The sequence below is a fragment of the Phocoenobacter atlanticus subsp. cyclopteri genome, from assembly GCF_018343795.1.
GTDB lineage: Bacteria > Pseudomonadota > Gammaproteobacteria > Enterobacterales > Pasteurellaceae > Phocoenobacter > Phocoenobacter atlanticus.
Window position 1 is genome coordinate 2137519 of sequence record NZ_CP074346.1, and the last position, 25269, is coordinate 2162787.

21 protein-coding genes and 1 pseudogene are annotated in these 25269 nt (G+C 33.7%); 8 read left to right on the forward strand and 14 right to left on the reverse strand.

Features of this window, described 5'->3' with window-relative positions; translation table 11 throughout:
* Positions 1–90 precede the first annotated feature (90 nt).
* Together KGI96_RS10325 and rpoZ are read right to left on the reverse strand one after the other, a co-directional pair.
* Positions 91–1506 (reverse strand): annotated as a pseudogene (locus KGI96_RS10325) (RelA/SpoT family protein); the annotation flags it as partial.
* A gap of 28 nt (positions 1507–1534) precedes the next feature.
* The gene (rpoZ, locus tag KGI96_RS10330) at positions 1535–1819 is read right to left on the reverse strand and encodes a DNA-directed RNA polymerase subunit omega (RefSeq protein ID WP_211597326.1); all 285 of its coding nucleotides are present in this window, start codon (positions 1817–1819) and stop codon (positions 1535–1537) included.
* A gap of 169 nt (positions 1820–1988) precedes the next feature.
* Here rpoZ and rraA point away from each other — a divergent pair, with 169 nt between their 5' ends.
* From rraA to KGI96_RS10345, 3 genes are all read left to right on the forward strand, one after another.
* Positions 1989–2480 (forward strand): ribonuclease E activity regulator RraA, encoded by a 492-nt coding sequence (gene rraA / locus KGI96_RS10335; RefSeq protein WP_211597327.1) that lies wholly within the window; start codon positions 1989–1991, stop codon positions 2478–2480.
* Positions 2481–2653: 173 nt separating this feature from the next.
* Positions 2654–4405: an ABC transporter ATP-binding protein/permease gene (locus KGI96_RS10340; RefSeq protein ID WP_213156476.1), complete on the forward strand. Its 1752-nt coding sequence runs from the start codon at positions 2654–2656 to the stop codon at positions 4403–4405.
* A complete protein-coding gene (locus KGI96_RS10345) occupies positions 4398–6056 on the forward strand; it encodes an ABC transporter ATP-binding protein (protein ID WP_211597329.1) in 1659 nt (552 codons plus the stop codon). Before KGI96_RS10340 ends, KGI96_RS10345 begins: the two co-directional genes overlap by 8 nt.
* A gap of 130 nt (positions 6057–6186) precedes the next feature.
* On the opposite strand, the gene KGI96_RS10350 is transcribed toward KGI96_RS10345, so the two are convergent.
* Positions 6187–6864 carry a phosphoribosyltransferase family protein gene (locus KGI96_RS10350; RefSeq protein ID WP_211597330.1) on the reverse strand — a complete coding sequence of 226 codons (678 nt, stop codon included), beginning with the start codon at positions 6862–6864 and terminating at the stop codon, positions 6187–6189.
* 117 nt (positions 6865–6981) lie between these two features.
* On the opposite strand from KGI96_RS10350, the gene KGI96_RS10355 reads away from it, so the two are divergent.
* Both KGI96_RS10355 and ligA read left to right on the forward strand, forming a co-directional pair.
* Positions 6982–7791 (forward strand): Cof-type HAD-IIB family hydrolase, encoded by an 810-nt coding sequence (locus tag KGI96_RS10355; RefSeq protein ID WP_211597331.1) that lies wholly within the window; start codon positions 6982–6984, stop codon positions 7789–7791.
* 150 nt (positions 7792–7941) lie between these two features.
* Positions 7942–9966 carry an NAD-dependent DNA ligase LigA gene (ligA, locus tag KGI96_RS10360; protein WP_211597332.1) on the forward strand — a complete coding sequence of 675 codons (2025 nt, stop codon included), beginning with the start codon at positions 7942–7944 and terminating at the stop codon, positions 9964–9966.
* A 77-nt stretch (positions 9967–10043) separates the two neighbouring features.
* Here ligA and mnmE read toward each other — a convergent pair whose 3' ends face one another.
* The 7 genes from mnmE to KGI96_RS10395 all read right to left on the reverse strand — a co-directional run bounded on the left by mnmE (position 10044) and on the right by KGI96_RS10395 (position 17825).
* A complete protein-coding gene (mnmE, locus tag KGI96_RS10365) occupies positions 10044–11402 on the reverse strand; it encodes a tRNA uridine-5-carboxymethylaminomethyl(34) synthesis GTPase MnmE (protein ID WP_211597333.1) in 1359 nt (452 codons plus the stop codon).
* Between the two features lie 141 nt (positions 11403–11543).
* Positions 11544–12185, reverse strand: coding sequence for a bifunctional 4-hydroxy-2-oxoglutarate aldolase/2-dehydro-3-deoxy-phosphogluconate aldolase (locus KGI96_RS10370; RefSeq protein ID WP_211597334.1), 642 nt, complete (start codon positions 12183–12185; stop codon positions 11544–11546).
* A 10-nt stretch (positions 12186–12195) separates the two neighbouring features.
* The gene (locus KGI96_RS10375; RefSeq protein WP_211597409.1) at positions 12196–13134 is read right to left on the reverse strand and encodes a sugar kinase; all 939 of its coding nucleotides are present in this window, start codon (positions 13132–13134) and stop codon (positions 12196–12198) included.
* A 10-nt stretch (positions 13135–13144) separates the two neighbouring features.
* A complete protein-coding gene (gene uxaC, locus KGI96_RS10380) occupies positions 13145–14548 on the reverse strand; it encodes a glucuronate isomerase (RefSeq protein ID WP_211597410.1) in 1404 nt (467 codons plus the stop codon).
* 28 nt (positions 14549–14576) lie between these two features.
* Complete coding sequence (locus KGI96_RS10385) at positions 14577–15998, reverse strand: mannitol dehydrogenase family protein (RefSeq protein ID WP_211597335.1); 1422 nt, start codon at positions 15996–15998, stop codon at positions 14577–14579.
* Positions 15999–16013: 15 nt separating this feature from the next.
* Complete coding sequence (locus tag KGI96_RS10390; protein WP_211597336.1) at positions 16014–17324, reverse strand: TRAP transporter large permease; 1311 nt, start codon at positions 17322–17324, stop codon at positions 16014–16016.
* Positions 17325–17327: 3 nt separating this feature from the next.
* Positions 17328–17825, reverse strand: coding sequence for a TRAP transporter small permease (locus KGI96_RS10395; protein ID WP_213156478.1), 498 nt, complete (start codon positions 17823–17825; stop codon positions 17328–17330).
* A gap of 240 nt (positions 17826–18065) precedes the next feature.
* Here KGI96_RS10395 and KGI96_RS10400 point away from each other — a divergent pair, with 240 nt between their 5' ends.
* Together KGI96_RS10400 and KGI96_RS10405 are read left to right on the forward strand one after the other, a co-directional pair.
* A complete protein-coding gene (locus tag KGI96_RS10400) occupies positions 18066–19046 on the forward strand; it encodes a TRAP transporter substrate-binding protein (RefSeq protein ID WP_211597338.1) in 981 nt (326 codons plus the stop codon).
* An 87-nt stretch (positions 19047–19133) separates the two neighbouring features.
* Entirely contained in the window at positions 19134–19892 is a 759-nt protein-coding gene (locus tag KGI96_RS10405) for an FCD domain-containing protein (protein ID WP_211597339.1), read from the forward strand.
* 89 nt (positions 19893–19981) lie between these two features.
* On the opposite strand, the gene KGI96_RS10410 is transcribed toward KGI96_RS10405, so the two are convergent.
* The 4 genes from KGI96_RS10410 to KGI96_RS10425 form a co-directional block, all read right to left on the reverse strand.
* Positions 19982–21253, reverse strand: coding sequence for a TRAP transporter large permease (locus tag KGI96_RS10410; RefSeq protein WP_211597340.1), 1272 nt, complete (start codon positions 21251–21253; stop codon positions 19982–19984).
* A complete protein-coding gene (locus KGI96_RS10415) occupies positions 21253–21732 on the reverse strand; it encodes a TRAP transporter small permease (protein ID WP_211597341.1) in 480 nt (159 codons plus the stop codon). Before KGI96_RS10415 ends, KGI96_RS10410 begins: the two co-directional genes overlap by 1 nt.
* Before the next feature lie 67 nt (positions 21733–21799).
* Entirely contained in the window at positions 21800–22786 is a 987-nt protein-coding gene (locus tag KGI96_RS10420; protein WP_211597342.1) for a TRAP transporter substrate-binding protein, read from the reverse strand.
* Between the two features lie 45 nt (positions 22787–22831).
* Positions 22832–23851 (reverse strand): alcohol dehydrogenase catalytic domain-containing protein, encoded by a 1020-nt coding sequence (locus tag KGI96_RS10425; protein WP_211597343.1) that lies wholly within the window; start codon positions 23849–23851, stop codon positions 22832–22834.
* A gap of 193 nt (positions 23852–24044) precedes the next feature.
* Here KGI96_RS10425 and uxuA point away from each other — a divergent pair, with 193 nt between their 5' ends.
* Entirely contained in the window at positions 24045–25229 is a 1185-nt protein-coding gene (gene uxuA / locus KGI96_RS10430; protein ID WP_211597344.1) for a mannonate dehydratase, read from the forward strand.
* Positions 25230–25269 lie beyond the last annotated feature (40 nt).

Genomic DNA, 25269 nt, shown 5'->3' on the forward strand with positions numbered 1-25269 from the left:
GCTGATTTTCTGATATAGATCACAAATTTAAGCGGTTATTTATTACAAACTTTTTGCAAATTTTTTATAAAATCATACCGCTTAAATTTTATGTTTTAATACATTTCTAATTTTTGATCTGGTTTTAGCACTGACCACAAAATTTAACCATTCTGCACTTGGTAAATGATCTTCTTGTGTTTCTATTTGAATAGTTTGTCCTGTTTTAAGAGGCTTCGAAAGAGGATAAGGGTTACGATCAACAATAGCTCCAACACATCTATTTCCTATTGCGGAGTGAACGGCATAGGCAAAATCAATGGCAGTAGATTTGGCGGGTAATTCAATAATACGTCCTTTCGGTGTAAAGACATAAATATCATCTGAAAATAAATCAGATTTTACATTTTCAATAAATTCTTCTGTATTTTCAATACTTTGTTGTAATTCAACAATACTTTGTAACCATTTATTTACTCTTAACTGCACACTGGTATGAGAATCATCTTTATAGCTCCAATAAGCAGAAACGCCCATTACTGCCATTTGATCCATATCTTTAGTACGGATATGAGCTTCAATAGGCATACCTTTATGTCCAAACATTGAAGTATGCAAGGATTGGTAACCGTTAGGTTTTGGGATAGCTATATAATCTTTAATTAAGGTTGGACGAGGTTTATATAACGAGTGTAATAAACCTAATGTACGATAGCAACTATCTATACTATCTACAACAATTCTAAAAGAATAAATATCTAAAATTGATTGAAAATGCTGATCTTTTTGACGCATTTTTTGGTAGAGGGTATAAATATTTTTTTCACGTCCATATACATAACCTTGAATATTTGCCTTATCTAACAAACCTTGAATTTCATTTGAAATAGTTTCAATCAAGCGTTTACGATTTTCTCTTGCGTACTCCACGGCCATTTTTAATACTTGGAAACGGTGTGGATATTGAGCTTCAAAACAGAGATCTTCTAACTCACGTTTAAGATTATCTAATCCTAATCGATAAGCAAGAGGTGTATAAATTTCAAGAGTTTCTTTTGCTATACGACGACGTTTATCTGCTCGTAATGAACCTAAGGTTCGCATATTGTGTGTTCTATCAGCAAGTTTAATTAAAACAACTCTGATATCTTTTGTCATTGCTAAAATCATTTTTTGGAAATTAGCAACTTGAGCTTCTTGACGAGTACGAAATTTTAACTTATCTAATTTGGATACACCTTGTACAATTTCTGCAACACTTGTACCAAATGCATTTGCTAGCTCTTCTTCTGTATAAGGAGTATCTTCAATTACATCGTGCAGTAATGCCGCCATTACCGCCTCATGATCAAGCTTCATTTCTGCAATAATCGTAGCCACTGCAACAGGGTGGCAAATATAGGGCTCGCCACTAGAACGAAACTGTCCTTCGTGAGCATCACGAGCAACAATAAAAGCTTGTTTTATTAATTCAATTTTATCTGATGGTAAATAAGTTTGAATGATTTTATTTAACTCTTCAAAAATTTCTGAAAGATACACAATTACACCTAAATTAAATATCAGTAGATTTTATACTTGTTAAGAAAGAGATCGCATCTTTTTCTGCTTCTTCTTTTTGAATGGCATCACTATTTTCAAATTGATCCATTAGTTCATTAGTAATTAAACCTTGTTCAATTTCACGTAATGCAATTACGGTTGCTTTATCATTTTCTTCTTCAACTAAAGGATCACGTACGTGAAGTTGTAATTGTCTTGCACGGCGCGCTGCCATTAAAATTAAATCAAAACGATTACCTACTTTATCTACTGCACCTTGTACTGTCACTCGAGCCATATTTCATTACTCCAAAAATTATTTATAAATTATAGAAAGGATCTTCGATTATACTACAAGTTGCTAGTAACTTGCTAGCCTCAAAATGAAGGAAACGCAACAAAATGTTGAGTTATTAAATAAAGAGATCTATACTGACCCTCAAACTCATCTTTAAATAGGATTTCTTATGAATATTGATACTTCTTTACTTTGTGATCTTTATAGTGACCAACTTGATGTTGTCGAACCAATGTTTTCAACATTTGGAGGAGATAGTGCTTTTTTTGGAAAAATTACCACAATAAAATGTTTTGAATGTAATGGATTAATTGCAGAAACACTAAAAGAGAATGGTGAAGGAAGAGTACTACTTATTGATGGTGGCGGTTCATTAAGACGTGGATTAATTGATGCTGAACTAGCAACTCTTGCGGTTGATAATGGTTGGGAAGGTATTATTGTTTATGGTTCTGTTCGTCAGGTTGATATTTTAGAAACCCTTGAAATTGGTATTCAAGCACTTGCTCCAATTCCTGTCGGAGCTGAATATACCGATATCGGAGAAGTGGATACGCCAGTTAATTTTGGTGGGGTGACTTTTTTCCCAGAGGATTATGTTTATGCTGATTTAACAGGAATAGTCCTTTCTCCAGAGCCATTAGAAGATTATCAGGCATAATTTTTTAACTTCATTAAAATTAAACCTTATTTTAAAATTAGTTTTAAAATAAGGTTTACTCTTATAAAATTCCTACCAAATATTATTAATTTTTAATTAAGAGTGATAATCTTTTGCCTTTCTCTATGCTAAAATAATCAAATTAATAGCAAACTTTTCGGGATGATGAATCTATGATGATTGATAAACGTTTGATCGGCACAGTAACCGATAGCAAAAAATGGATTGCAGTAACGGTGCTGTGGAACTGGGTTGCACTGGTTGGCGGTATTGTAAGTGCGGTAGTTTTTGCGTGGGTATTGCAACAGGCTTTTGATGGCTCTCTTTCACTTGGAAGTGGGATTTTTTATGCCATTATTTTGATCGCTGCACTTGGGGTACGAGCCTTTGCTGGCAGTATGTCTGTCAAAGCCTCTTATAAAGCGAGTACTGATGTTAAACACAGATTGCGTACCTTAATTTTTGAGAAATTGGCATCAATGCCGTTGAATCAGGTTAATCAACAATCTACATCATCAATTATTCAAGTAGCATCGGAAGGGGTAGAGCAGTTAGAAATCTATTTTGGTCGTTATTTGCCACAGCTTTTTTATAGCTTGCTTGCACCTTTAACTTTATTTGCCTTTTTGGTGTTTTTCAATGCACCGACAGCCTTAATTTTGTTGGTTTGCGTACCGTTAATTCCGATGTCTATCATTGCGGTCAATAAAATCGCTAAAAAATTATTAAGTAAATATTGGGCGATTTATGTCGGCTTAGGCAGTAGCTTTTTAGATAATTTACAGGGCTTGATTACTTTAAAAATCTATCAAGATGATGAGCATAAATCCCAAAAAATGGACGAAGAGGCGGAGCATTTTCGTAAAATCACAATGAAAGTGCTGACAATGCAATTAAACTCGGTTTCATTGATGGACTTGCTTGCCTATGGTGGAGCAGCGGTGGGGATTTTAACCGCATTATTGCAATATCAAGACGGTAATTTGGGGATTTTCGGTGTGATTTTATTTATTTTATTATCATCAGAATTCTTTATTCCATTGCGTTTACTCGGTTCATTCTTCCACGTTGCAATGAACGGTAAAGCCGCGTCCGATAAAATCTTCACTTTATTAGATACGCCAGTAGAAGAGAATAAACAAGCGGTCACATTCTCAGTAAAAAATGCAATTTCTATTGAAATTAAAGATTTACATTTTTCTTATTCCTCTGAAAAACAAGCCATTAAAGGTTTGAACTTAACCATTGCCCCAAAACAATTAACGGTCTTTGTGGGTAAAAGTGGTTGCGGAAAATCAACCTTAGTTTCATTACTAATGGGCTTTTATAAAGCACAGCAAGGCAAGATTTTATTCAACGGACAAGATATTCAAGACGTCGAACGCCACTCTTTCTATCAACAGGTTTCACTTGTGAGCCACAGTTCGTATATTTTCAAAGGTAGCTTACGAGAAAATATGTTAATGGCAAACTTAGAGGCGAGCGATGAACAAATTTATCAAACCTTAGAGCAAGTCAATTTAGCGAATTTCGTGCGTGAAAATGGCGGATTAGATATGCCATTATTAAGTCGTGGTAGCAATTTATCAGGCGGACAAATTCAGCGTTTAGCCCTTGCTCGTGCTTTATTACACAATGCGGATTTATATATTTTTGACGAGGCAACAAGCAACATTGACGTGGAAAGTGAAGAGATTATTCTCAACTTTATCCAAAAACTCAAAAATGAAAAAACCATTGTGATGATTTCGCACCGCTTAGCAAATGCCGTGTGGGCAGATAATATTTTTGTTTTACAACAAGGCGAACTTGCCGAGCAGGGTAATCATCGTCAGTTAATGGATAAACAAGGTATTTACGCTGAAATGTTTAATCAGCAACAGAATTTAGAAAGTATCAGAAACGGGGGAAATAACAATGCGTAAAAATGGATTTGTTGTGATGTGGAATTTATTAAAATTAGTCGTACCGCTGGCTCACATTATGAGTTTTACCGTAATCACTGGCGTGTTAGGTTTCCTTTCTGCGATTTTTATTATGGTACTTGGTGCAATGGGCTTGGCAAGTTTGCTTGATTTTCAAATGCACTTAGAACTACGCAGCGTGCTGATGATTTTGATTATCTTAGCAGTTTCTCGTGGGCTATTACGTTACTTAGAGCAAATGTCAGGGCATTATATCGCTTTCAAATTGCTTGCGTTATTGCGTGAAAAAGTCTTTACCGCATTGCGTAAATTAGCCTTTGTAAAATTACAAGATAAGCAATCAGGACAGCTTGTTTCTCTGGTTACCAACGAGATTGAATTGTTAGAAGTCTTCTATGCTCACACTATCGCCCCGATAATGATTGCCTTCTTAACTTCTACATTATTATTAGTTGTGTTCGCTCATATTTCAATTTGGTTTACTGTCATCGCCTTTTTAGCTTATCTCACAATCGGCTTTATTTTACCTATTATTACCACCAAAATGGCACGAGAAGATGGTCGCAAATACCGTGATTTAGTCGGCGAAATGAATGATTATTTCTTAGATAGCGTGCGTGGAATGAAAGAATTGCAACTCTTCGGCAATGAAAAACCACGTTTAGATGAAATCAATCAACGCAGTGAAAAAATTGACCAAGCATTCTTAAAAATCAAACAGCAAGAAGGCAAAGTACGCTCTTACACCGAGATTGCCGTATCCGCTTTCAACATTGTGATTTTATTCGCAGGTTTAATTCTATTCTATTACCAACAGATTGATTTTGCAGGCTTATTAGTGGCGGTAATCTTATTGATGTCGAGCTACGGACCTGTGATTGCGTTAAGTAATTTATCAAGCAATTTACTACAAACTCTTGCGAGTGGCGAACGTGTTTTAACCCTATTAAATGAAACGCCAGATTTGGAAGATGTGGTTGATAGCACCGATTTAGATAACGTCGAACAAATCACAGTAGAAAATTTAAGCTTTGCTTATGAAGATGAGAAGATTTTATCGGATCTCAACTTAACCATAAACAAAGGCGAAATCGTGGGTATTCACGGACGTAGCGGAAGCGGTAAAAGTACCTTACTGAAACTGATTATGCGTTTTTACGATCCACAAAGTGGAAAAATTACGATAAATCAGACCGCTTTGCCACAGATTAACACGGCGAGTTTGCGTGATCATATCGCTTACATCACACAACAAACCTATATTTTCAACGAAAGTATTTATGAAAATATCTTAATGGCAAACCGCTCAGCAACCAAAGAACAAGTGATCGAGGCAAGTAAAAAAGCGTCATTACATAATTTTATTATGAGCTTACCTGAAGGTTACGATACCAAAGTCACTGAGCTTGGCAACAATTTATCAGACGGCGAAAAACAGCGTATCGGTATCGCTCGTGCGTTCTTACACAACGCCTCGATTATTTTACTTGATGAACCAACCAGTAACTTAGACAGCTTAAACGAAGCGATCATTTTACAATCGTTACAAAAAGTAAAACAGGATAAACTGATTATTTTGGTTAGCCACAGAGCCTCAACAATGGCAATTTGCGATCAAGTGATTGAAATTGAGAATGGGCGAATGTCTTAGTTGTGTAGTTATATAGTGAAAGGGCATAACTTAGATGCCCTTTCGCTACAAAATAAATTTGCAAAATTTTTCTAGAATCTAACCGCTTGTTTTTTAACAAAACCACAAATTAAAATAATATTACTTTAAGCTAAGCTCTACACAACGTCCAAACCTGTATTTCCTTCACACCTTGTTTTAATAACTCCACACAAATAGCATTAATCGTTGATCCTGTTGTAACTACATCATCAACAATTGCCACGCTTTTATAGGGTTTTATAGGTTGATAGCAAAAGGCTTTTTTTAAATTTGTTCTACGTTCTTGAGCAGAAAGCTCTCGCTGTGGAATGGTTGATCTTATCCTTGTTAAGCAATCTTTATCCATAGGAATATTTAACCATTTTGAAAGAGGCTCAGTTAATAATTCTGCTTGATTATAACCACGTTTCCAATGGCGTTGCCAATACAAAGGAACAGGAATAATCACCTCAGGTAAAGTTAAAAAATGCTCTCTTCTGGCTTTTCTAATGGCTAATAGTAATAATCTTGCTAAAGGTTGATCTAAATAATAACATTGATGAAATTTAAAATCAGCAATCCAATGGGTAAGCGGTGACTTATACCAACAAATTTGCACAAATTTATGCCATTTTGGTTCGTCTTGTAAACAATTTCCACAGCCTAAACTATTCTCTAACAATAGCGAACCACAGCAACCACAATAAGGAGATTGCTCAATCTGTTTATAGCAATGACTACAAAAACCGTGATGACTGATTGCTAATGGTTTTTCACATTGAAAACAACGAAACTGTCCAATATTCATATTTATCAAATTAAAATAAAACGAATAATAAAGAATAAAAATCAAAAAAAGTAAAAATTTTTGTGACCTAGATCGAGAAAAAGCCTAAAATATACTGATATTCAGTAAGGAGAAAAAATGAATAATTTAAACTACCCAATTAAAATTGTTTTTTTTGATATTGACGATACCCTTTACTATAAAAAAGAAACCCGTATTCCAGAGAGTATTTTTAAGGAAGTTATCCCAAAACTAAAAGCCAAGGGGATTATTCCCGCTATTGCAACTGGGCGTTGTTTGGGTGTATTTCCCAAACCTTTAACACCATTGATTAATGCACAGGGATTTGAATTATTAGTTACAATTAATGGGCAATATAACTGTTATAAAAATCAAATAATAAGTAAATATCCATTAGATACTACCCGAATTGAAGTAGTTATTGGACAACTAAAAGCGTTAAATATTGAATATGGTTTCGTGAGTGATAATCAGATGGTGGTATCAAAAGAAACTCCAGATGTTATTGAATCGTTAAAGCCAATTCAAGAAGATTATATTGTTGATCCTGAACATTATAAACACAATGATATTATGCAGATGTTAGCTTTTTATCCACAAGAGCGTTCTCAAGAAGTAAAAAATTCAGGATTATTTGGTGATGATTTAAAAGAAGTACGTTGGCATCCTAAAGCCGTTGATATTTTAGATAAAACAAATTCTAAGGCAAAAGGAATTCAAGATGTGCTTGCTTATTTTAATATTGATATCAAAAATGCAATGGCATTTGGTGATGGCTTAAATGACCTTGAAATGCTTTCCAGTGTTGGTTTTGGTGTGGCGATGGGAAATAGTGAAGAAGAGTTAAAAAAATTAGCGGATTATGTCACCAAGCCAATTTGGGAAGATGGTGTATTATTTGCATTAAAAGAGTTTAATATAATTTAACTTTGAAGCGGTATGATGTTATACAAAATTTGCAAAATGTTAAATTTTACCTATAAAAAATAGCATCTATGTTAGAATAGCCCATCTATTTTATAGCCCTATATCATTATAATAAAAGTGTTTTTATACTTTTTATCAAGAGATTTATTAATGTCATCACTAATACAACAAATTACTGAATTAAAAGAAAAATTACGAGAATACGAATATCATTATCACGTACTAGATAATCCAATCGTACCAGATGCTGAGTATGATCGTTTAATGAATACACTCAAACAGCTTGAAAAAGACAATCCAGAGTTAATTACAACAGATTCTCCCACACAACGAGTGGGTGCAAAACCCTTAGATGGATTTAACCAAGTTACTCACAAAGTGCCAATGCTCTCGTTAGACAATGCCTTTTCTGATAATGAATTAGAGGCTTTTTTACGTCGAATTAAAGATAGAGGAGCAGTAAATACTTCCTCACTTGAATTTTGCTGTGAACCAAAGCTAGATGGTTTAGCGGTCAGTATTTTGTATGAAGATGGAATATTAACCCAAGCAGCAACTCGAGGCGATGGTGCAGTTGGGGAGGATATTACTGCCAATATTCGTACTATTCGTAATATTCCATTAAAGCTTAATATGACAAATCCTCCTGCCAGTTTAGAGGTTCGTGGTGAGGTATTTATGCCTCAAAAGGGGTTTGATTTATTAAATAAAAACGCACTAGCAAAGGGTGAAAAAAGCTTTGCTAATCCACGTAATGCTGCCGCAGGTTCATTACGCCAACTTGATCCTAAAATTACTCGCTCTAGACCATTAGTTTTAAATGCTTATGGAATCGGTGTTTATCAAAGTGAGCAACCACTTCCTGACACTCATTTTGCTCGTTTACAGTGGTTAAAATCTATTGGTATTCCCGTCAATAATGAAATTATGCTTGCAAAAGGAATAGAAGGCTTATTGGCGTTTTATCATTCTATTGCACAAAAACGTAATTCTCTCGGTTACGATATTGATGGTACAGTGTTAAAAATCAATGACATTAAATTACAAGAGCAATTAGGTTTTGTTTCTAAAGCACCTCGTTGGGCAATTGCCTATAAATTTCCTGCTCAAGAAGAGATGACGGTGTTAAAGGATGTTGAGTTTCAAGTGGGGCGAACAGGGGCGATAACGCCTGTTGCAAAATTAGAGCCTGTTTTTGTGGCGGGAGTGACGGTGAGTAATGCAACATTGCACAATGGTGATGAAATTGCTCGTTTAGGTGTCTGTATTCACGACACTGTGATTATTCGTCGTGCAGGTGATGTTATTCCACAAATTGTAGGAGTTGTATTGGAACATCGCCCTGAATTTGCAAAAAGTATTCATTTTCCTACCGCTTGCCCTGAATGTGGCTCAACCATTATTCGTGTTGAAGGTGAAGCAGTGGCTCGTTGTACTGGTGGTCTGTTTTGTAACGCACAACGTAAAGAAGTTTTAAAACATTTTGTTTCTCGCAAGGCAATGGATATTGATGGTGTTGGTGTAAAATTGATTGAACAATTAATGGAAAAAGAGTTGCTCCACACCCCTGCAGATTTGTTTAAATTAGAAAAAGAAACCTTGTCTAGGCTAGAAAGAATGGGGGAGAAATCAGCGACTAATTCTCTACAAAGTATTGAAAAATCGAAATCAACTACCCTTGCCCGTTTTTTATTTTCACTTGGCATTCGAGAAGTGGGCGAAGCAACCGCACTGAATTTAGCTAATCATTTTGGAACACTAGATGCTATTCGCCAAGCTAATGTTGAACAGTTGAAAGAGGTGCCAGATGTTGGTGAAATTGTAGCAAATCATATTTATCGTTTTTGGTTAGAGCCACATAATGTCGCTGTAGTTGAAGAGTTGATTGCATTGGGCGTTCATTGGGAAGATGTTGTATTACAAGAGGTTAAAGACAATCCATTAAAAGATAAGAATGTCGTACTAACAGGCTCTCTTTCACAGTTAACACGTGATCAGGCAAAAGCATTGCTACAAAGTTATGGATGTAAAGTTTCTGGCAGTGTATCAGGTAAGACAGATTTTCTAATTGCAGGAGAAAAGGCAGGCTCAAAATTAACTAAAGCCCAAGAGCTTGGAATTAAAATACTCAGTGAGCAAGATTTAATTGATTTAACCAATGAATTTAGTACTTAATATGTAATAGTAACTGGCTTATAGATTATTGGCATAGGATCTCGAAATTATTTTTCTGAGACGATATGCCAATAACTTTATTTACCAATACAAAATGAACTAAAAATATTACCGAGTAAATCATCAGAGGTAAATTCGCCTGTAATTTCACTTAAGGAGTTTTGTGTCATTCGTAGTTCTTCAGCAAGTAACTCGCCCGCATAAAATTCAGTTAATTGAGTATGCCCATTTAATAAATGTTCAGCCGCTTTTTCTAAGGCGACCAAATGACGACGACGAGCAATAAAGCCCCCCTCTGTTGAACTTTGATAACCCATTGATTGTTTTAAATGTTCACGTAATAGATCAATCCCTACTTTGGTTTGAGCAGAAAGACGAATTAAATTAAAATCTTCTAATTGTTCAAAACCTTCTTTTTCGCCCGAGAGATCCACTTTATTACGAATTACAGTAACAGGAATATTTTCAGGTAAACGTGTTAAAAAATCTTGCCATTCGGCTTGAATATTTTCATTACTACTTTCTGTGCTATCAATCATCAATAAAACGTGATCCGCTTGCTCTATTTCGCTCCACGCACGCTCAATCCCAATACGCTCTACTTCGTCACTGGCATCTCGTAACCCTGCAGTATCAATAATATGCAACGGCATTCCGTCAATATGAATATGCTCACGTAACACATCACGGGTTGTTCCTGCAATATTTGTTACAATCGCCGCATCACGCCCTGCAAGAGCATTCAATAAACTTGATTTTCCTGCATTTGGACGCCCTGCAATTACAACTTTCATACCTTCACGAATGATCGAGCCTTGTTTTGCTTCTTTACGCACATTGTCTAAACTGGCAATAATCTGGTTGAGTTTATTTTCAATTTTACCATCGGCAAGAAAATCAATTTCTTCGTCAGGAAAATCAATCGATGCCTCAACATAAGTACGCAAATAAATCACATCATCAACAAGCTGATGAATTTTATTTGAAAATTCGCCCTGTAACGATTTCAAGGCACTGCGAGCGGCTTGCTCAGAGGTGGCATCAATTAAATCAGCAATGGCTTCTGCTTGGGTTAAATCTAGCTTATCATTCAAAAAGGCTTGCTCAGAAAATTCTCCCGCACGAGCAATGCGTAAGCCTTTTACTTGTAAAATACGTTTTAACAGAATATCTAAAATAATCTGCCCACCGTGTCCTTGCAATTCAAGAACATCCTCACCAGTAAACGAATTTGGTGCTTTAAAAAAGAGAGCAATTCCTTGATCAATAGTAGACCCATCAATATCTTTAAAAGGCAAATAATTTGCCATACGAGGCTTAAGGGGTTTACCTAAGACTTCCTGTGCGACGGCTTCGGCTAAAGGTCCTGAAATTCGTAAAATTCCAACCCCACCACGACCTATTGGGGTTGCTTGTGCTACTATTGTTTCTTTCATTGTTTTTATATTTAGTTAATAGAATATTAGGGGATATGATACCTTGAAAGCGTATTATATCAAGTAGCTTATATGTGGAAGAGAGATAAGTGATATAAAAAAGGATTACTGAGTTTAATTATTTCAGTAATCCTAACTAGTTTAAATATGTACTAATTTAACTACTTCTTTTGTCAATTGTGCAATTTTATCCCAATCTTGAGCATTGATCAGTTTTTTATCCACAAACCAAGATCCTCCACAAGCTACGACATTAGGAATGGCTAAATAATCTTGAATATTCGTTAAACCAATTCCCCCTGTCGGCATTATTTGTAATTGTGGGTAAGGTCCTAGCAATGCCTTAATCATTTTTACACCACCACTCGCTTCAGCAGGGAAAAATTTCACGGCGGTAATCCCCATTTCTAATGTAGCTTCAATAGACATTGGATTATTTACTCCCGGAGTAATAGGTAAATCAAGATCTTGGCAAAGTTTAACAATTTTTGGATTAAATCCTGGTGTCACAACAAAATCAGCCCCTGCATTTTTAGCTTGTAATACTTGTTCTGATGTTAATACTGTCCCTGCTGCAATTAAAATATCAGGATTATGTTTGCGTAATAATTGAATTGCTTGTTCAGCAGCAGTTGAACGGAATGTAATTTCAACAACAGGTAATCCATTCTCTGCTAATGTTTTTGCAAGAGGTAAAATATCTTCTGCATTATCCAAAGCAATGACTGGTACAACTTTTAGTTGAGCCAGTTTTTCTATAATTTGTTTTGTTGTATAAGCCATTTTTATCTCCTTAATTAAATTCATTGATTAAATTTTGTGTTGCACTTTTAGGAATAATAGCACCTTTGTGTTGTATTACAACTCCCGCCAGTTGATTTCCTTGTTGGCAACAAGTTGTTAAATCTTTATCTTGTAAGTAGCCATTTAAAAATCCTGCATTAAAAGCATCTCCAGCTGAGGTAGTATCAATAACATTATTTATTGGTATTGTTGGGATTGGCTGAATTTTGCAAATTTCTTGTAAAATTACACCGCTTTTACCTTGTTTTAAAACAATAGTTTGAATACCTTTTGAAGATAAACGCTGTAAGCATTGCTGTTCATTCAAATCTTGCCATAATAATTGCTCATCATCAAATGTAACTAATGCTACATCAACAAGAGAAAGTAGTTGAGCATAATAATGTTGTGTTTCTTCTACGCTATTCCATAAAGCAGGGCGATAATTACTATCAAAAATAATTGTAATACCTTGCTTTTTAAACTCTGTTAGTTGTTTAATCAAGGTTGTGCGATCATCAGGCGGTAGAATGGCTAATGAAATACCACTTAGATAAATGGCATCAACCTGAGATAAATTATTTAATACTTTGGGATAATCAGGGTGCTGTAATAAATAACGAGCAGCAGATTGATTACGCCAATATAAAAAAGTTCTTTCACCTTGTTGATCAAGTTGGATAAGGTATAGCCCAAGCTGATGATGCGGATCTTTTAATACCCATTTAGTGTTAATTCCATCATCTTCCCAAAGCTCAATCATTTTTTGGCTGATTTTATCTGCACCTAAGGCTGAAACATAATAAACTTGGATTTTTTCTGGCAAGCTCGTTCTTGCAAGATAAGTGGCAGTATTTAATGAATCCCCACCGTAGGTTTGTTGCATTATTCCAAAAGGCTCGCCATTTAACTTAATCATACACTCGCCAATCAGTGCTATTTTTTTCATCATTCAAATCCTATTTAAAATAATGTTTCGCATTGTGGTAACAAATATTTTGAACCATATTACCCAATAACTGCTGATCATTTGGTATTTCACCATTAATGACCCATTTTCCTAGCATTTCACATAAAATACGACGAAAATATTCGTGGCGAGTATAAGATAAAAAGCTACGAGAATCAGTCAGCATTCCTACAAATTGACTTAATAGCCCTAATTGTGAAAGTTGTTGTAATTGGCGTTCCATTCCATCTTTTTGATCATTAAACCACCAACCTGATCCAAACTGAATTTTTCCTGCGATACCACCACCTTGAAAATTTCCGATCATACTTGCCATCATCTCATTATCTCTTGGATTTAAGCAATATAGGATTGTTTTTGGAAGCTGATTTGTTTGATCCATTGTATCCAGTAATTTAGATAAAGCCTCTGCAAAAGGACGATCAGCGATAGAATCAAAGCCAGTATCAGCACCTAATAGGTTAAACATTCTGGTATTATTATTACGCAATGCACCAATATGCATTTGCATCACCCATTGACGTTTATGGTATTCCGTTCCTAGCCACACTAAAAGTGCGGTACTAAATTGGGCGATTTGTTGTTCGGTGAGCGGTTGATTATTTAAGCGTAAACTTAAAATTTTATCTAACTCTTTTTCATCAGGAATAGGTGCAAAGCGAACAATTTCGATACCGTGATCGGCTGATTTACAGTTATGTTGATCAAAATGCTCAAGACGTTTCAAAAGTGCTTTTTTAAGTTTATCAAAACTATCTATCTCAATATCTGCAACTTCACTTAGCTGTTTAATGTAATCATTAAATAAAGGTAATTCTATTTTCAATGCACGATCTGGTCGCCAACTTGGAACAACTTCAATATCAAAATTAGGATCTTTGGCAATTATTTTATGATATTCAAGAGAATCAATAGGATCATCGGTGGTACCTGATAATTTGACATTCATTTGTTGCATTATTCCACGAGCAGAAAATTCAGGCTGTTGTAACATTTCATTACATAGATGCCAGATTTTATCGGCATTTTGTGGATTAAATAAGGTATTTGTAATCCCAAAAGGACGGCGTAGTTCTAAATGCGTCCAATGATAAATTGGATTACCGATACATTTTGGGACTGTTTCAGCCCATATTTTATATTTTTCATAATTTGTGGCATTACCTGTAATCAGTTTCTCTGGAACACCTGCTGAACGTAATGCACGCCATTTATAATGATCGCCTTCTAACCAAATTTCAGTTAAATTATTAAACTGACGGTTTTCTGCGATTTCTTTTGGGCTTAAATGGCAATGGTAATCAAAAATTGGCTGATCTTTTGCATAGTCGTGATATAACGTGCGTGATACATCATTCGTCAGTAAAAAATCTTCACACATAAAAGGTTTTATTATTGTTGGGTTCATCATTATTTTCCTATTATTTTTGTAAATAGATTGCGACACTTTGTTTCGCACCAAGATCAAGTAGTGATTGATAAGCTTGTTTAACAGCTTCAACAAAAGATTTATTTGCAACTAATTGAGTTGGGAAAATATTATCTAGTTTCAATAATTCATCAATAGCGGTCAGATTTAAACCAGATTTTGCATAAATTTGTTGAGTTTGATCTTTCATTGGATCTCGAACATCAATGACCTCACCTTGCTCATCAACACCACTCATATAACGTAACCAACCTGCTACACCCAAAGCTAATAAATAGAAATTAGATCCTTTTTCCAAATGGTACTGAATTGATTCGAGCATTCGTGGCGGTAATTTTTGACTACCGTCCATAGCAATTTGCCAAGTACGGTGTTTTATATTGTTATTTTCATAACGCTCAATTAAGGAGTTTGCATATTGAGTTAAGTCTATACTTGCTGGCATATTAAGTGTGGTAGCTTGTTCATCTAACATTAGCTTTAAGGCTGCTTTTTGATAATTTGGATCTTGCATACAATCAGAGATATGTTCGTAACCCGCTAAGTACCCCAAATAAGCTAAGAAAGAGTGGCTACCATTGAGCATTCTTAATTTCATTTGCTCAAAGGGTTTCACATCAGTTACTAATTCTGCATCAGCAAGTTCCCATTGTGGTCTGCCTGCAATAAAATTATCTTCAATTACCCATTGTCTAAATGCTTCACAGCCAATTGCACAAGGATCTGAATAGCCAAGCTTAGTTTCTATTTCTGATAGTGTTTCACTTGTTACCGCAGGAACAATTCTATCTACCATTGTACAAGGGAAAGAAACATTTTTATCAATCCACTGAGCAAGTTCTGGATCAAGCTGTTCAGCAAATCCTAATACTGCATTTTTAGCAATATGTCCATTTTCCATTAAATTATCACAAGACATTACAGAAAAACCGTTTAATCCACGTGCTTTGCGTAATGCTAAACCTTGTACAATATAGCCAATCGCTGTTGTAGGCTTAGTTGGATTTTGTAGATCATGTAAAATAGCAGTATTGTTGAGATCTAATTTTCCTGTAACAGGATCAATACAGTAACCTTTTTCTGTAACAGTTAAAGAAACAATGGCAATTTGTGGTTCAGCAATTTTTTCTATAATTGTGTCAATAGTGCTAATTTCAGGATGAAAAGCGTCAGCAATAATATCAATTTCTTTTAATTCTGATTGCGTACTACTTTTTTCAAGTACGTGAAATTTAAAATTTTGTTCTTTTAGTTGTTTGATAACAGGAATACCTGTGCGTAAATTTACTTCATAAAAATACCAAGGCTCATTTGTATTTTGATTTGTTTCATTTGTATAAACAAGTTGATGAGCACGATGAAATGCACCAAATCCTAAATGTAATATACGTGCTTTCTTTGTATTTGAATTCATAATATTTCTCCACTTTTACATTGGAACATAATTAAGGAATAATTTTGGTAAAATTAAACTAATATCAGGGATAAAAGTAACCATTAAGAGTGTGATTATTAACGTCACAAAGAAAGGTAATAATGGTTTTAATACACGGTCAATGCTTACATTCCCCACTGAACAACCAATAAATAATGCACTACCAACAGGTGGTGTACAAATTCCAATACATAGATTGAATGTCATCATAATACCAAAATGAACAGGATCAATACCTAGCTCCATTACAATAGGTAAGAAAATAGGTGTAAAAATGAGTACTGCTGGTGTCATATCCATAAAAGTACCAATTATCAATAAAATAAAGGTAATAAATAACATTATAACAATTGGATTTTCAGAGATATTCATTAACGCATCTTGAATCATATAAGGAATATCTGCATTTGCCATCGCCCAAGACATACCTGATGATGCACCAATTAACAGTAAAACGATTGCTGTGGTAATACTAGAATCTAAAATAATACTTGGAAGCTCGGTTATTTTTACCTCTTTATAAATAATAACTGCAAGAATTAATGTATAAATGACCGCTATTGCTGATGCTTCTGTTGCGGTAAAAATTCCACCAATAATCCCACCGATAACAATAATGATCAGTAATAAAGATGGTAGGGCATCTAGGGTTTTAAATATCACTTCTTTACAAGCTGGTTTCTTTTCAATTGGATAATTTCTTTTCTTCGCCATAAATCCTGCTACCAGCATAATTCCTAACCCCATTAAAATACCCGGTAGATAACCTGCTAAGAATAGAGCTGAAATTGATGTTCCACCTGAAACCAGAGAATAAACAATAAGTGTATTACTTGGTGGAATAAGGAGTCCTGTTGGGCAAGAAGTAATATTTACTGCCGCTGATAATTCAGGATCATAACCTTCTTTCTTTTGTAATGGAGACATAATTCCTCCCATTGCAGCAGCAGAAGCAACCGCAGAGCCTGAAATTGAGCCAAACATCATATTTGCAAGCACATTACAATGAAAAAGTGAACCGGGTAACTTTGCTCCTAACACTTTTGCTAATGCGATAAGTCGCATCGCAATCCCACCTCTATTCATTATATTTCCTGCTAAAATAAAAAATGGAATTGCAAGCAAAGCAAAATTATCTAAACCTGACGCCATTTTTTGAGTAACAACCATCAAAGCCATATCAAAAGGCAGTGATATAGAAATTGTAAGCAAGGTAGAAATTGCAATAGCAAAAGAGATAGGTATAGATAATGCCAGCATTATTGCAAAGCTACCAAATAGTGTAAGAATTACCGTCCATTCCATTTTTTAATCCTTGCTTGTTAGGTTATTTGAATTGGAAGTGAGTTTCTGGATTAACTCTACGATAAGATAAAAAAGCATAAGTCCTCCTGAAACAGGAAGACATAAATAGACTAAGCCCATATCAATTTGTAATGATGGAGATACTTGACCAGAGATATGAGTATCCCAAGCGAGTTGAGAACCACCATAAATTAAAATATAACCAGCAAAAAAACACATTGTTAGTAGAATAACTATTTCTAATAATTGCTTTTTAGTATTTTTTAATTTTAATAGCAGTAAATCTATTGCCAAGTGACGTTTAGCACCTGTGGCATAAGCTGCTCCAATTAACCCCACCCACATAAATAAAAAACGAGCTAGTTCATCGGTAACTATACTTGGAGCACCTAGTACATAACGAGAAATGACTTTCCATACAACACAAATAACAAGAACAACTGATAGTATGACAGAAAACCAAGCAAGAAATTGGTTTACCAATCTGGCTGTTTTTTCCATAAAAAACTCCTGATGTTTATTTTTATGACAGAGTTTACTATAAAAACTAGATAAAAAATTAGATATAGATCACATTTCTCAACAATTGGAATGCCAAAAATTTGTTTTTTGTGAAGTGTATCTCATTTTTAAATTTATTTCTTTGACTAATATACAAAAAAAGTGAAACATTGGAATACCAAATTAATTGGTTTGGAATTCTGGTATTCATTTATTTACTAACTAACGAGGAATAAAGCTATGTTAAAAAGAACATTTTTATTATCAAGTTTAGCTGCAACCGTTGCATTAACTTTTTCTGTGGCGGCTAATGCAAGTACAACATTAAAATTAAGTCATAATCAAAATAGAGCTCACCCAGTACATAAAGCTTTAGATCTAATGGCGAAAAGAACGAAGGAATTATCAAAGGGTGAACTAAAAATTAGAGTTTATCCTGATGCTCAACTTGGTACTCAAAGAGAATCATTAGAGTTAGTTCAAAAAGGAGTTTTAGCATTAGCAAAATCAAATGCTGCAGAATTAGAAGCATTTAGTAAACCTTATGGTGTGTATAATTTACCTTATCTATTTAATGATAAAGATCACTATCATAAAGTAATGGAAAGTAAAGTTGGACAAGATATTTTATCTTCTTCTGAGAAAAATGGTTTTATTGGATTAGCTTATTTAGATGCAGGTTCAAGAAATTTTTATACAAGTAAAGCAATCAATAGCCCAGCAGATTTAAAAGGGTTAAAAGTTCGAGTGCAACCAAGTCCTACCGCAGTGAGTATGGTTAAATTCTTAGGCGGAAATCCAACCCCATTAGCTTATGGAGAATTGTATACTGCATTACAACAAGGTGTTGTTGATGCTGCTGAAAATAATATTCCATCTTTTACATTAAGCCGTCATAGTGAAGTAGCAAAAGTATTCAGTGAAGATCAACATACAATGGTACCTGATGTTCTGGTTATTTCAACAAAAGTTTGGAATGATTTAAGTGAAAAAGATCAGAAAATTCTCAAACAAGCAGCAGATGAAGCAACGCTTGCAATGAGAGATTTATGGGTTAAATCTGAAAACGAGCAAAGAGAGTCAGCAATTAAGCAAGGCGTTAAATTTGTTCAAGTGGATAAAGTGCCATTTAAAAAAGCAGTTGAACCAATGTATCAAGAGCTACAAAAAAATGATCCTGAAACCTATAAAATTGTAGAAGAAGTTCGTAAAGTAAACTAAATATGGTATTATTGTAGGTATGTTGAATGTCCTAATATTTAAGTATTGGGGCATTTGTTATTACACTTAATAAGTATCGTACAATTTATGAATGGAACTGATTTACATCGCTCTTATAAAAGAATTGGTAAACTATTAAAAGAAGAGTTACAACAAGGTTTATACCAAATTGGCGAACGCCTTCCCCCTGAAAGAGATTTTGCTGAACGATTTAATGTAAGCCGAACAGTTATCCGTGAAGCATTGATAATGCTTGAATTAGAAAATTTAGTATCTGTCAAAAAAGGATCTGGGGTTTATGTTATCAACTTACCTAAAAATGAAATTGAAGTTTCTGATGATAAGTCTTTATATGCTGATGTTGGTCCTTTTGAATTACTCCAAGCAAGACAACTTTTAGAAAGTAGTATTGCAGAATTTGCTGCGATTCAAGCAAATCCTAGTGATATTACAAAGTTAAAAGATATTTTAAATAGAGAGCGGATCACACTAGAAAATAATAATGATGATTATAAGGAAGACGAAGAGTTTCATTTAGCGATTGCAGAAATTACGCAGAATGAAGTCTTAATTCAAATGCAAAAAGAACTTTGGAAATATCGTTCTAATTCAATGTGGAAAGGACTACATGCTCATATTATCGATCAGCAATATAGAAAGCTTTGGTTAGAAGATCATCAAAATATTTTAAATGCTATTCAGCGTAAAAATCCAATTTTGGCAAAAAAAATGATGTGGCAACATTTAGAAAATGTGAAACAAAAATTATTTGAACTTTCAGATGTTGAATCTCCTGATTTTGATGGTTTTTTATATAAAACTAACCCTGTTGTTGTTGGAATATAAATAGTTTTTCACTATGATTTCTTAAAAAATAAAAAGTGTGATTATTATTTAATAATAAATCACACTTTTGCTTAACTGGTAATGAGTTTTTACGATAGCCAATTCATAGGGACAATTACAATATCAGGAATAAATACCATCAATAATAATATTATAAAATACACGAATAAAAATGGAGCAATCCCTTTCGTTATATCATTAATACCTAACTTAGCAATCCCTGAACCTACATATAATACTGTACCAACAGGAGGTGTAATTAATCCAATAGATAAATTAATTACCATCATAATGCCAAAATAAACAATATCAATATTATATGCTCTTAATACCGGCAGTAAAACAGGTACAAAAATTAATACTGCAGGAATAAGATCCATTACACAACCAACAAATAATAGAAAAATCATTATTATTAACATTAATACTATTGGATTATTAGTAATACCTTTAATAAATTCAACAAGCTCCATTGGAATTTGTGCCACCGTAATTGCAAAGCCAGAAATCATAGCAGCTGCAGCAACAAACATAACCATTGATGTTGTTTTAATAGTATTAATAAAAATTAACTGTACCTTATCAACCGTTAGGTTACCATATGTAAGACTGACAATTGCTGCATAAATAGCTGCTACAACACCAGCTTCTGTTGGTGTAAAAATACCACCTCGTAATCCAACAATAATAATGACAGGAAGTAATAGTGGCCAAAATGCACTTTTAAAAGCAATTAAACGCTCTTTATAATTTTGTTTTCTTTCAATTGTTAATTCTTCATTACGATAAAGAATTTTCCAAGTAATCCATAGTCCAGCGATCATAAGTAATCCAGGAATAGCCCCTCCCATAAATAATTTAGTAATTGATGCACCAGCTGTAATTCCATAAATAATCATTGGGATACTTGGAGGAATGACAACAGAAATAATACCAGCAGCACAAATTAATCCAGTTGAGCGAGAAGCCTCATAATTTCTTGCAACCATCATTGGAATTAAAATTGCACCTAAAGCTGCAGTATCAGCAACTGCTGAACCAGATAATCCTGCAAAAATCAGTCCTGAAATAATAACAACATACCCAAGCCCACCTTTAATATGCCCAACTATACTCATAGCAAAATTGATAATTCTTTCTGAAATACCGCCATGCTTCATTATTTCACCAGTAAGCATAAAGAAAGGAATTGCCATTAAGGGAAAATTATTTGTTCCCATAACAAAGTTTTCTGCTATTAGTTGTGTATCAAACATATCCATTTGAAAAAGCATTAAGCTTGCGCTTAATAGCATTGAAAGTGCAACAGGAACGCCTAAAAATAGCAAAAGAAATAAACTTCCTAAAAATAGCCACAACATTATTTATCCCCTTTAAAATATACTGATTTAATATTTTTTCTCAAACTAAAACTTATTATTAAGAAATAACAAATAGATGAAATAATAGCAGCACTATACAGAAAGGCTGAAGATATACCTGTTGCAGGCATTTTTTGCATATAGGTCAATTTAGCTAATTCATAAGCACCTATAGTAATAAAACTTGTAGCAAGTAGTATTAAAAGATCTGAAATAATAAGAAATATTATTTTATACTTTGGAGAAAGTGTAGATATCACAATATCAACTGTTAAATGCCCTCTTTCTTTAGCAACTAAAACAATGCCTAAAAAAATCATATAAACAAAACAAATTCTCGCAAACTCTTCTGACCAAGCAATACCTGAATCAAAAAAGTAGCGTAATAAAGCATTAAAGAAAACTAAGCAGATCATTATTACTAACGCTAATATTGATAATGATTTTAATGTATTATCAAGTATTTTTGATGTATTCATAATATATCCTTTATATCATAATAAAAAAACGTTACTGATAAACTTATCAGTAACGTTCTCAGGCTAATTACTTAGCATCAGTGATTTTTTGAACAACACCTTTTGCCCAATCATATTTCTTATAGAAACTCTCGTATAAGCCTTTAGATGCTTCTAACATATCCGCTTGGAATTTTGCATCTGGGATAATAATTTCACTACCGTTTTTAGCAAAAAAATCTTTTGTTTCTTGCTCAACTTTCATAGCCATTTCCCATTCTTTTTCTTGATATACTTTAGCTGCTTCCATAAAAATTTTTTGATCTTCAGCTGGAATTTTATTCCATATTTTTAAACTCATTTGTAATAAACCAGGTGAGAAAATATGATTACTTTGGATAATATATTTTTGAACTTCATACAATCCAGAATCTTTAATTAACATATAAGGATTTTCTTGACCATCAATTACTTTTTGCTCAAGAGCTGTAAATACTTCACTTAATGGCATACTTTGCGGATTAGCTTTCATCGCATTCGCCCAATCAACAAATAATGAATTTAGTGGAACACGTAAACGTAAACCTTGGAAGTCATCAAATTTTTCTAATTTTTTATTTGAAGAAATCACACGGAAACCATTCATACCATAAGCAAGTAATTTAATTCCGTATTTTTCCATTTTAGTTCCGATCTCAGCAGCAACTGGAGATTCTAAAACTTTTTTCGCTTCTTCATTATTTTTGAATAAGAATGGCCATTCCCATACACCAAAAATAGGGTCAATATTTTGTAACAATAGTCCTGTTACACCCATTTCAATGGTTCCATTTCTTAAACCATTAACAACCTGATCTTCTCCTCCTAATTGGTTATTAGGATAAATCATTATTTTGTAACGATTATTTGTTTTTTCTTCAACTATTTTTTTAAAGTATTTTTGTAATGCAATATGAGATGGATGTGTATCTGCATTATAATGCCCTACTTTAATAACCATTTTTGCAAAAGCTGAGCTACCAAATAACAAGCTTGTTACTAATAATGTTTTTGTTAATACTTTAAGTTTTTTCATAATAAACTCCTTACTTTTAAGGTATAAGTATGTAGTCTAAATTTTTTAGATTACGGCGTTAACTTTTAAGAATCTTTCTGGAGTATCCGAAAGGATTTCAAGATATTCCGGAATTTCATTAAATTGTATTGTTCGACTAATAATATCCTGTGCTCTTACTTTTCCTGTAGAAAGTAAATTTAAAGCTTCCAAAAATTCTCCTTTACTTGTTCTTGATCCATAAATATTTAACTCTTTAAAAGTAATTATATTTGTGGGTAATAAAGTTTCTGTTTTTGGCCAACCTGTTAATGCAATACGGCCAGCAAAAGAAGCATATTTTAAAGTATTTTGTATTGATACATTTGCTCCAGACGCTTCAATAACAACTTCAGAAAGACGACTATTGGTGATTTTTTTAATACACTCTATATCATTTTCTTTACTTGGATTAATTATATAAGGAATACCAATTGATTTTGCATATTCAAGACGTTTATCTAAAATATCTATAAGAATAGGAATTGCTCCATATTCTTTAGCAACTAATGCAGCCATTAACCCAATTGCACCAGCACCAATGATAGTTACATATTCACCTGATTTTAATTCTGTTCTATGAAGTGCATGCAGTGCAATTGTTAATGGTTCTGCTAATGGTAATTTATCTAAAGTTAAGTTATCAGGAACTTTTGTTAACATTTTTGCTGGATGAGCAAAAAATTCTTGCATACCACCATCTATATGAACACCTAAAACTTTTAAATTTTCACAGCAATTTGTACGGCCAATAGAGCATGGGTAACAAGCATTACAATAAATATATGGTTCTACTATTACTCTATCTCCTCTACTGATAGTATTAGGAATTCCTTCTCCTTCTTCAATAACCGTTCCAACAAGCTCATGTCCTAAAATTCGTGGATATGTTACCAATGGATTAGTTCCACGATAAGCACCAACATCAGAACCACAAATTCCCATAGATTCAATTTTAATAAGAGCTTCATTTTCTTTTTTTATTGGATAATCAACTTTCTTAATTTCAATTTTTCCAGGTTCAGCTAGACAAATTGCATTTATCATAAAATCTCCACATTATTTAATTTTTGTTGGAGTATAGTATAACAATTAAGTTAAACACAATAATTTTGGCATTCCAATTTCAAAATTTGTGATTAAGATCACATATTTTTAAATTTGGCATTCCAAAAATACTAAAATTTATAGATAATAGAAATGTGATTAATTATTTAAAAATATTAAGAAAGGAGTCCTTATGGAACAAACGTGGCGTTGGTATGGACCAAAATATTTTGTTTCTTTATCAGATATTAGACAAGCGGGAGCAACGGGGGTGGTTACCGCATTACATCATATTCCAAATGGAGAAGTTTGGTCTATGAAAGAAATTATAGAAAGAAAACAACTTATTGAAAATGCTGGATTAACTTGGTCTGTGGTAGAAAGTATTCCTGTTCACGAGGAAATAAAAACCCAAACTGGGAATTATCAGTATTGGATTGATAATTATAAGCAAAGTTTACGAAACTTAGCACAGTGTGGTATTGATACAGTATGTTATAACTTTATGCCAGTATTAGATTGGACAAGAACTGATTTGGCATACCAACTTTCTGATGGTTCAAAGGCATTACGTTTCGATCATATTGCTTTTGCCGCTTTTGAACTTTATATTTTAAAAAGACCAAATGCGGAAAATGCTTATACTCAAAAAGAATGTGAAGAGGCAAGAATATATTTTGAAAAAATGTCTGATGACGATATTCAGCAACTGACAAATAATATTATTGCAGGCTTACCTGGTGCTGAAGAAGGCTATACATTAGAACAATTTCAGGCTCAATTAGATCGTTATAAAGATATTTCTACTGAAAAATTTCGTAGTCATTTAGCTTATTTTTTAAATGAGATCATTCCTGTCGCTCAGGAAGCTGGAATTAAAATGGCAGTTCATCCAGACGATCCTCCTCGTCCAATCTTAGGATTACCTCGTATTGTATCAACTATTGAAGATATGCAATATTTTGTAGAAATACAACCGCTATCCGCCAATGGGTTTACAATGTGCACGGGATCTTATGGTGTGAGAGCAGATAATGATCTTGTTGCAATGACTGAAAAATTTGCGGATCGAATTTACTTTGCTCATTTACGCTCAACCTGTCGTGAAGAAAATCCATTGAGTTTTCACGAAGATTGTCATCTAGAAGGCGATGTTGATATGTTTAATGTTATTAAGGCATTACTTACTGAGGAATATAAACGTAAAGAAAATGGAAATCATCGTTTAATTCCAATGCGTCCTGATCACGGACATCAAATGTTAGATGATCTTAATAAAAAAACGAATCCTGGATATTCAGCAATTGGTCGCTTAAAAGGATTAGCTGAATTTAGGGGATTAGAGTTAGCACTTAAAAAAGTTTATTTTGAAAAGTAGTAAATTAAATAAGGTACTAACTATATGGTTAGTACCTTAT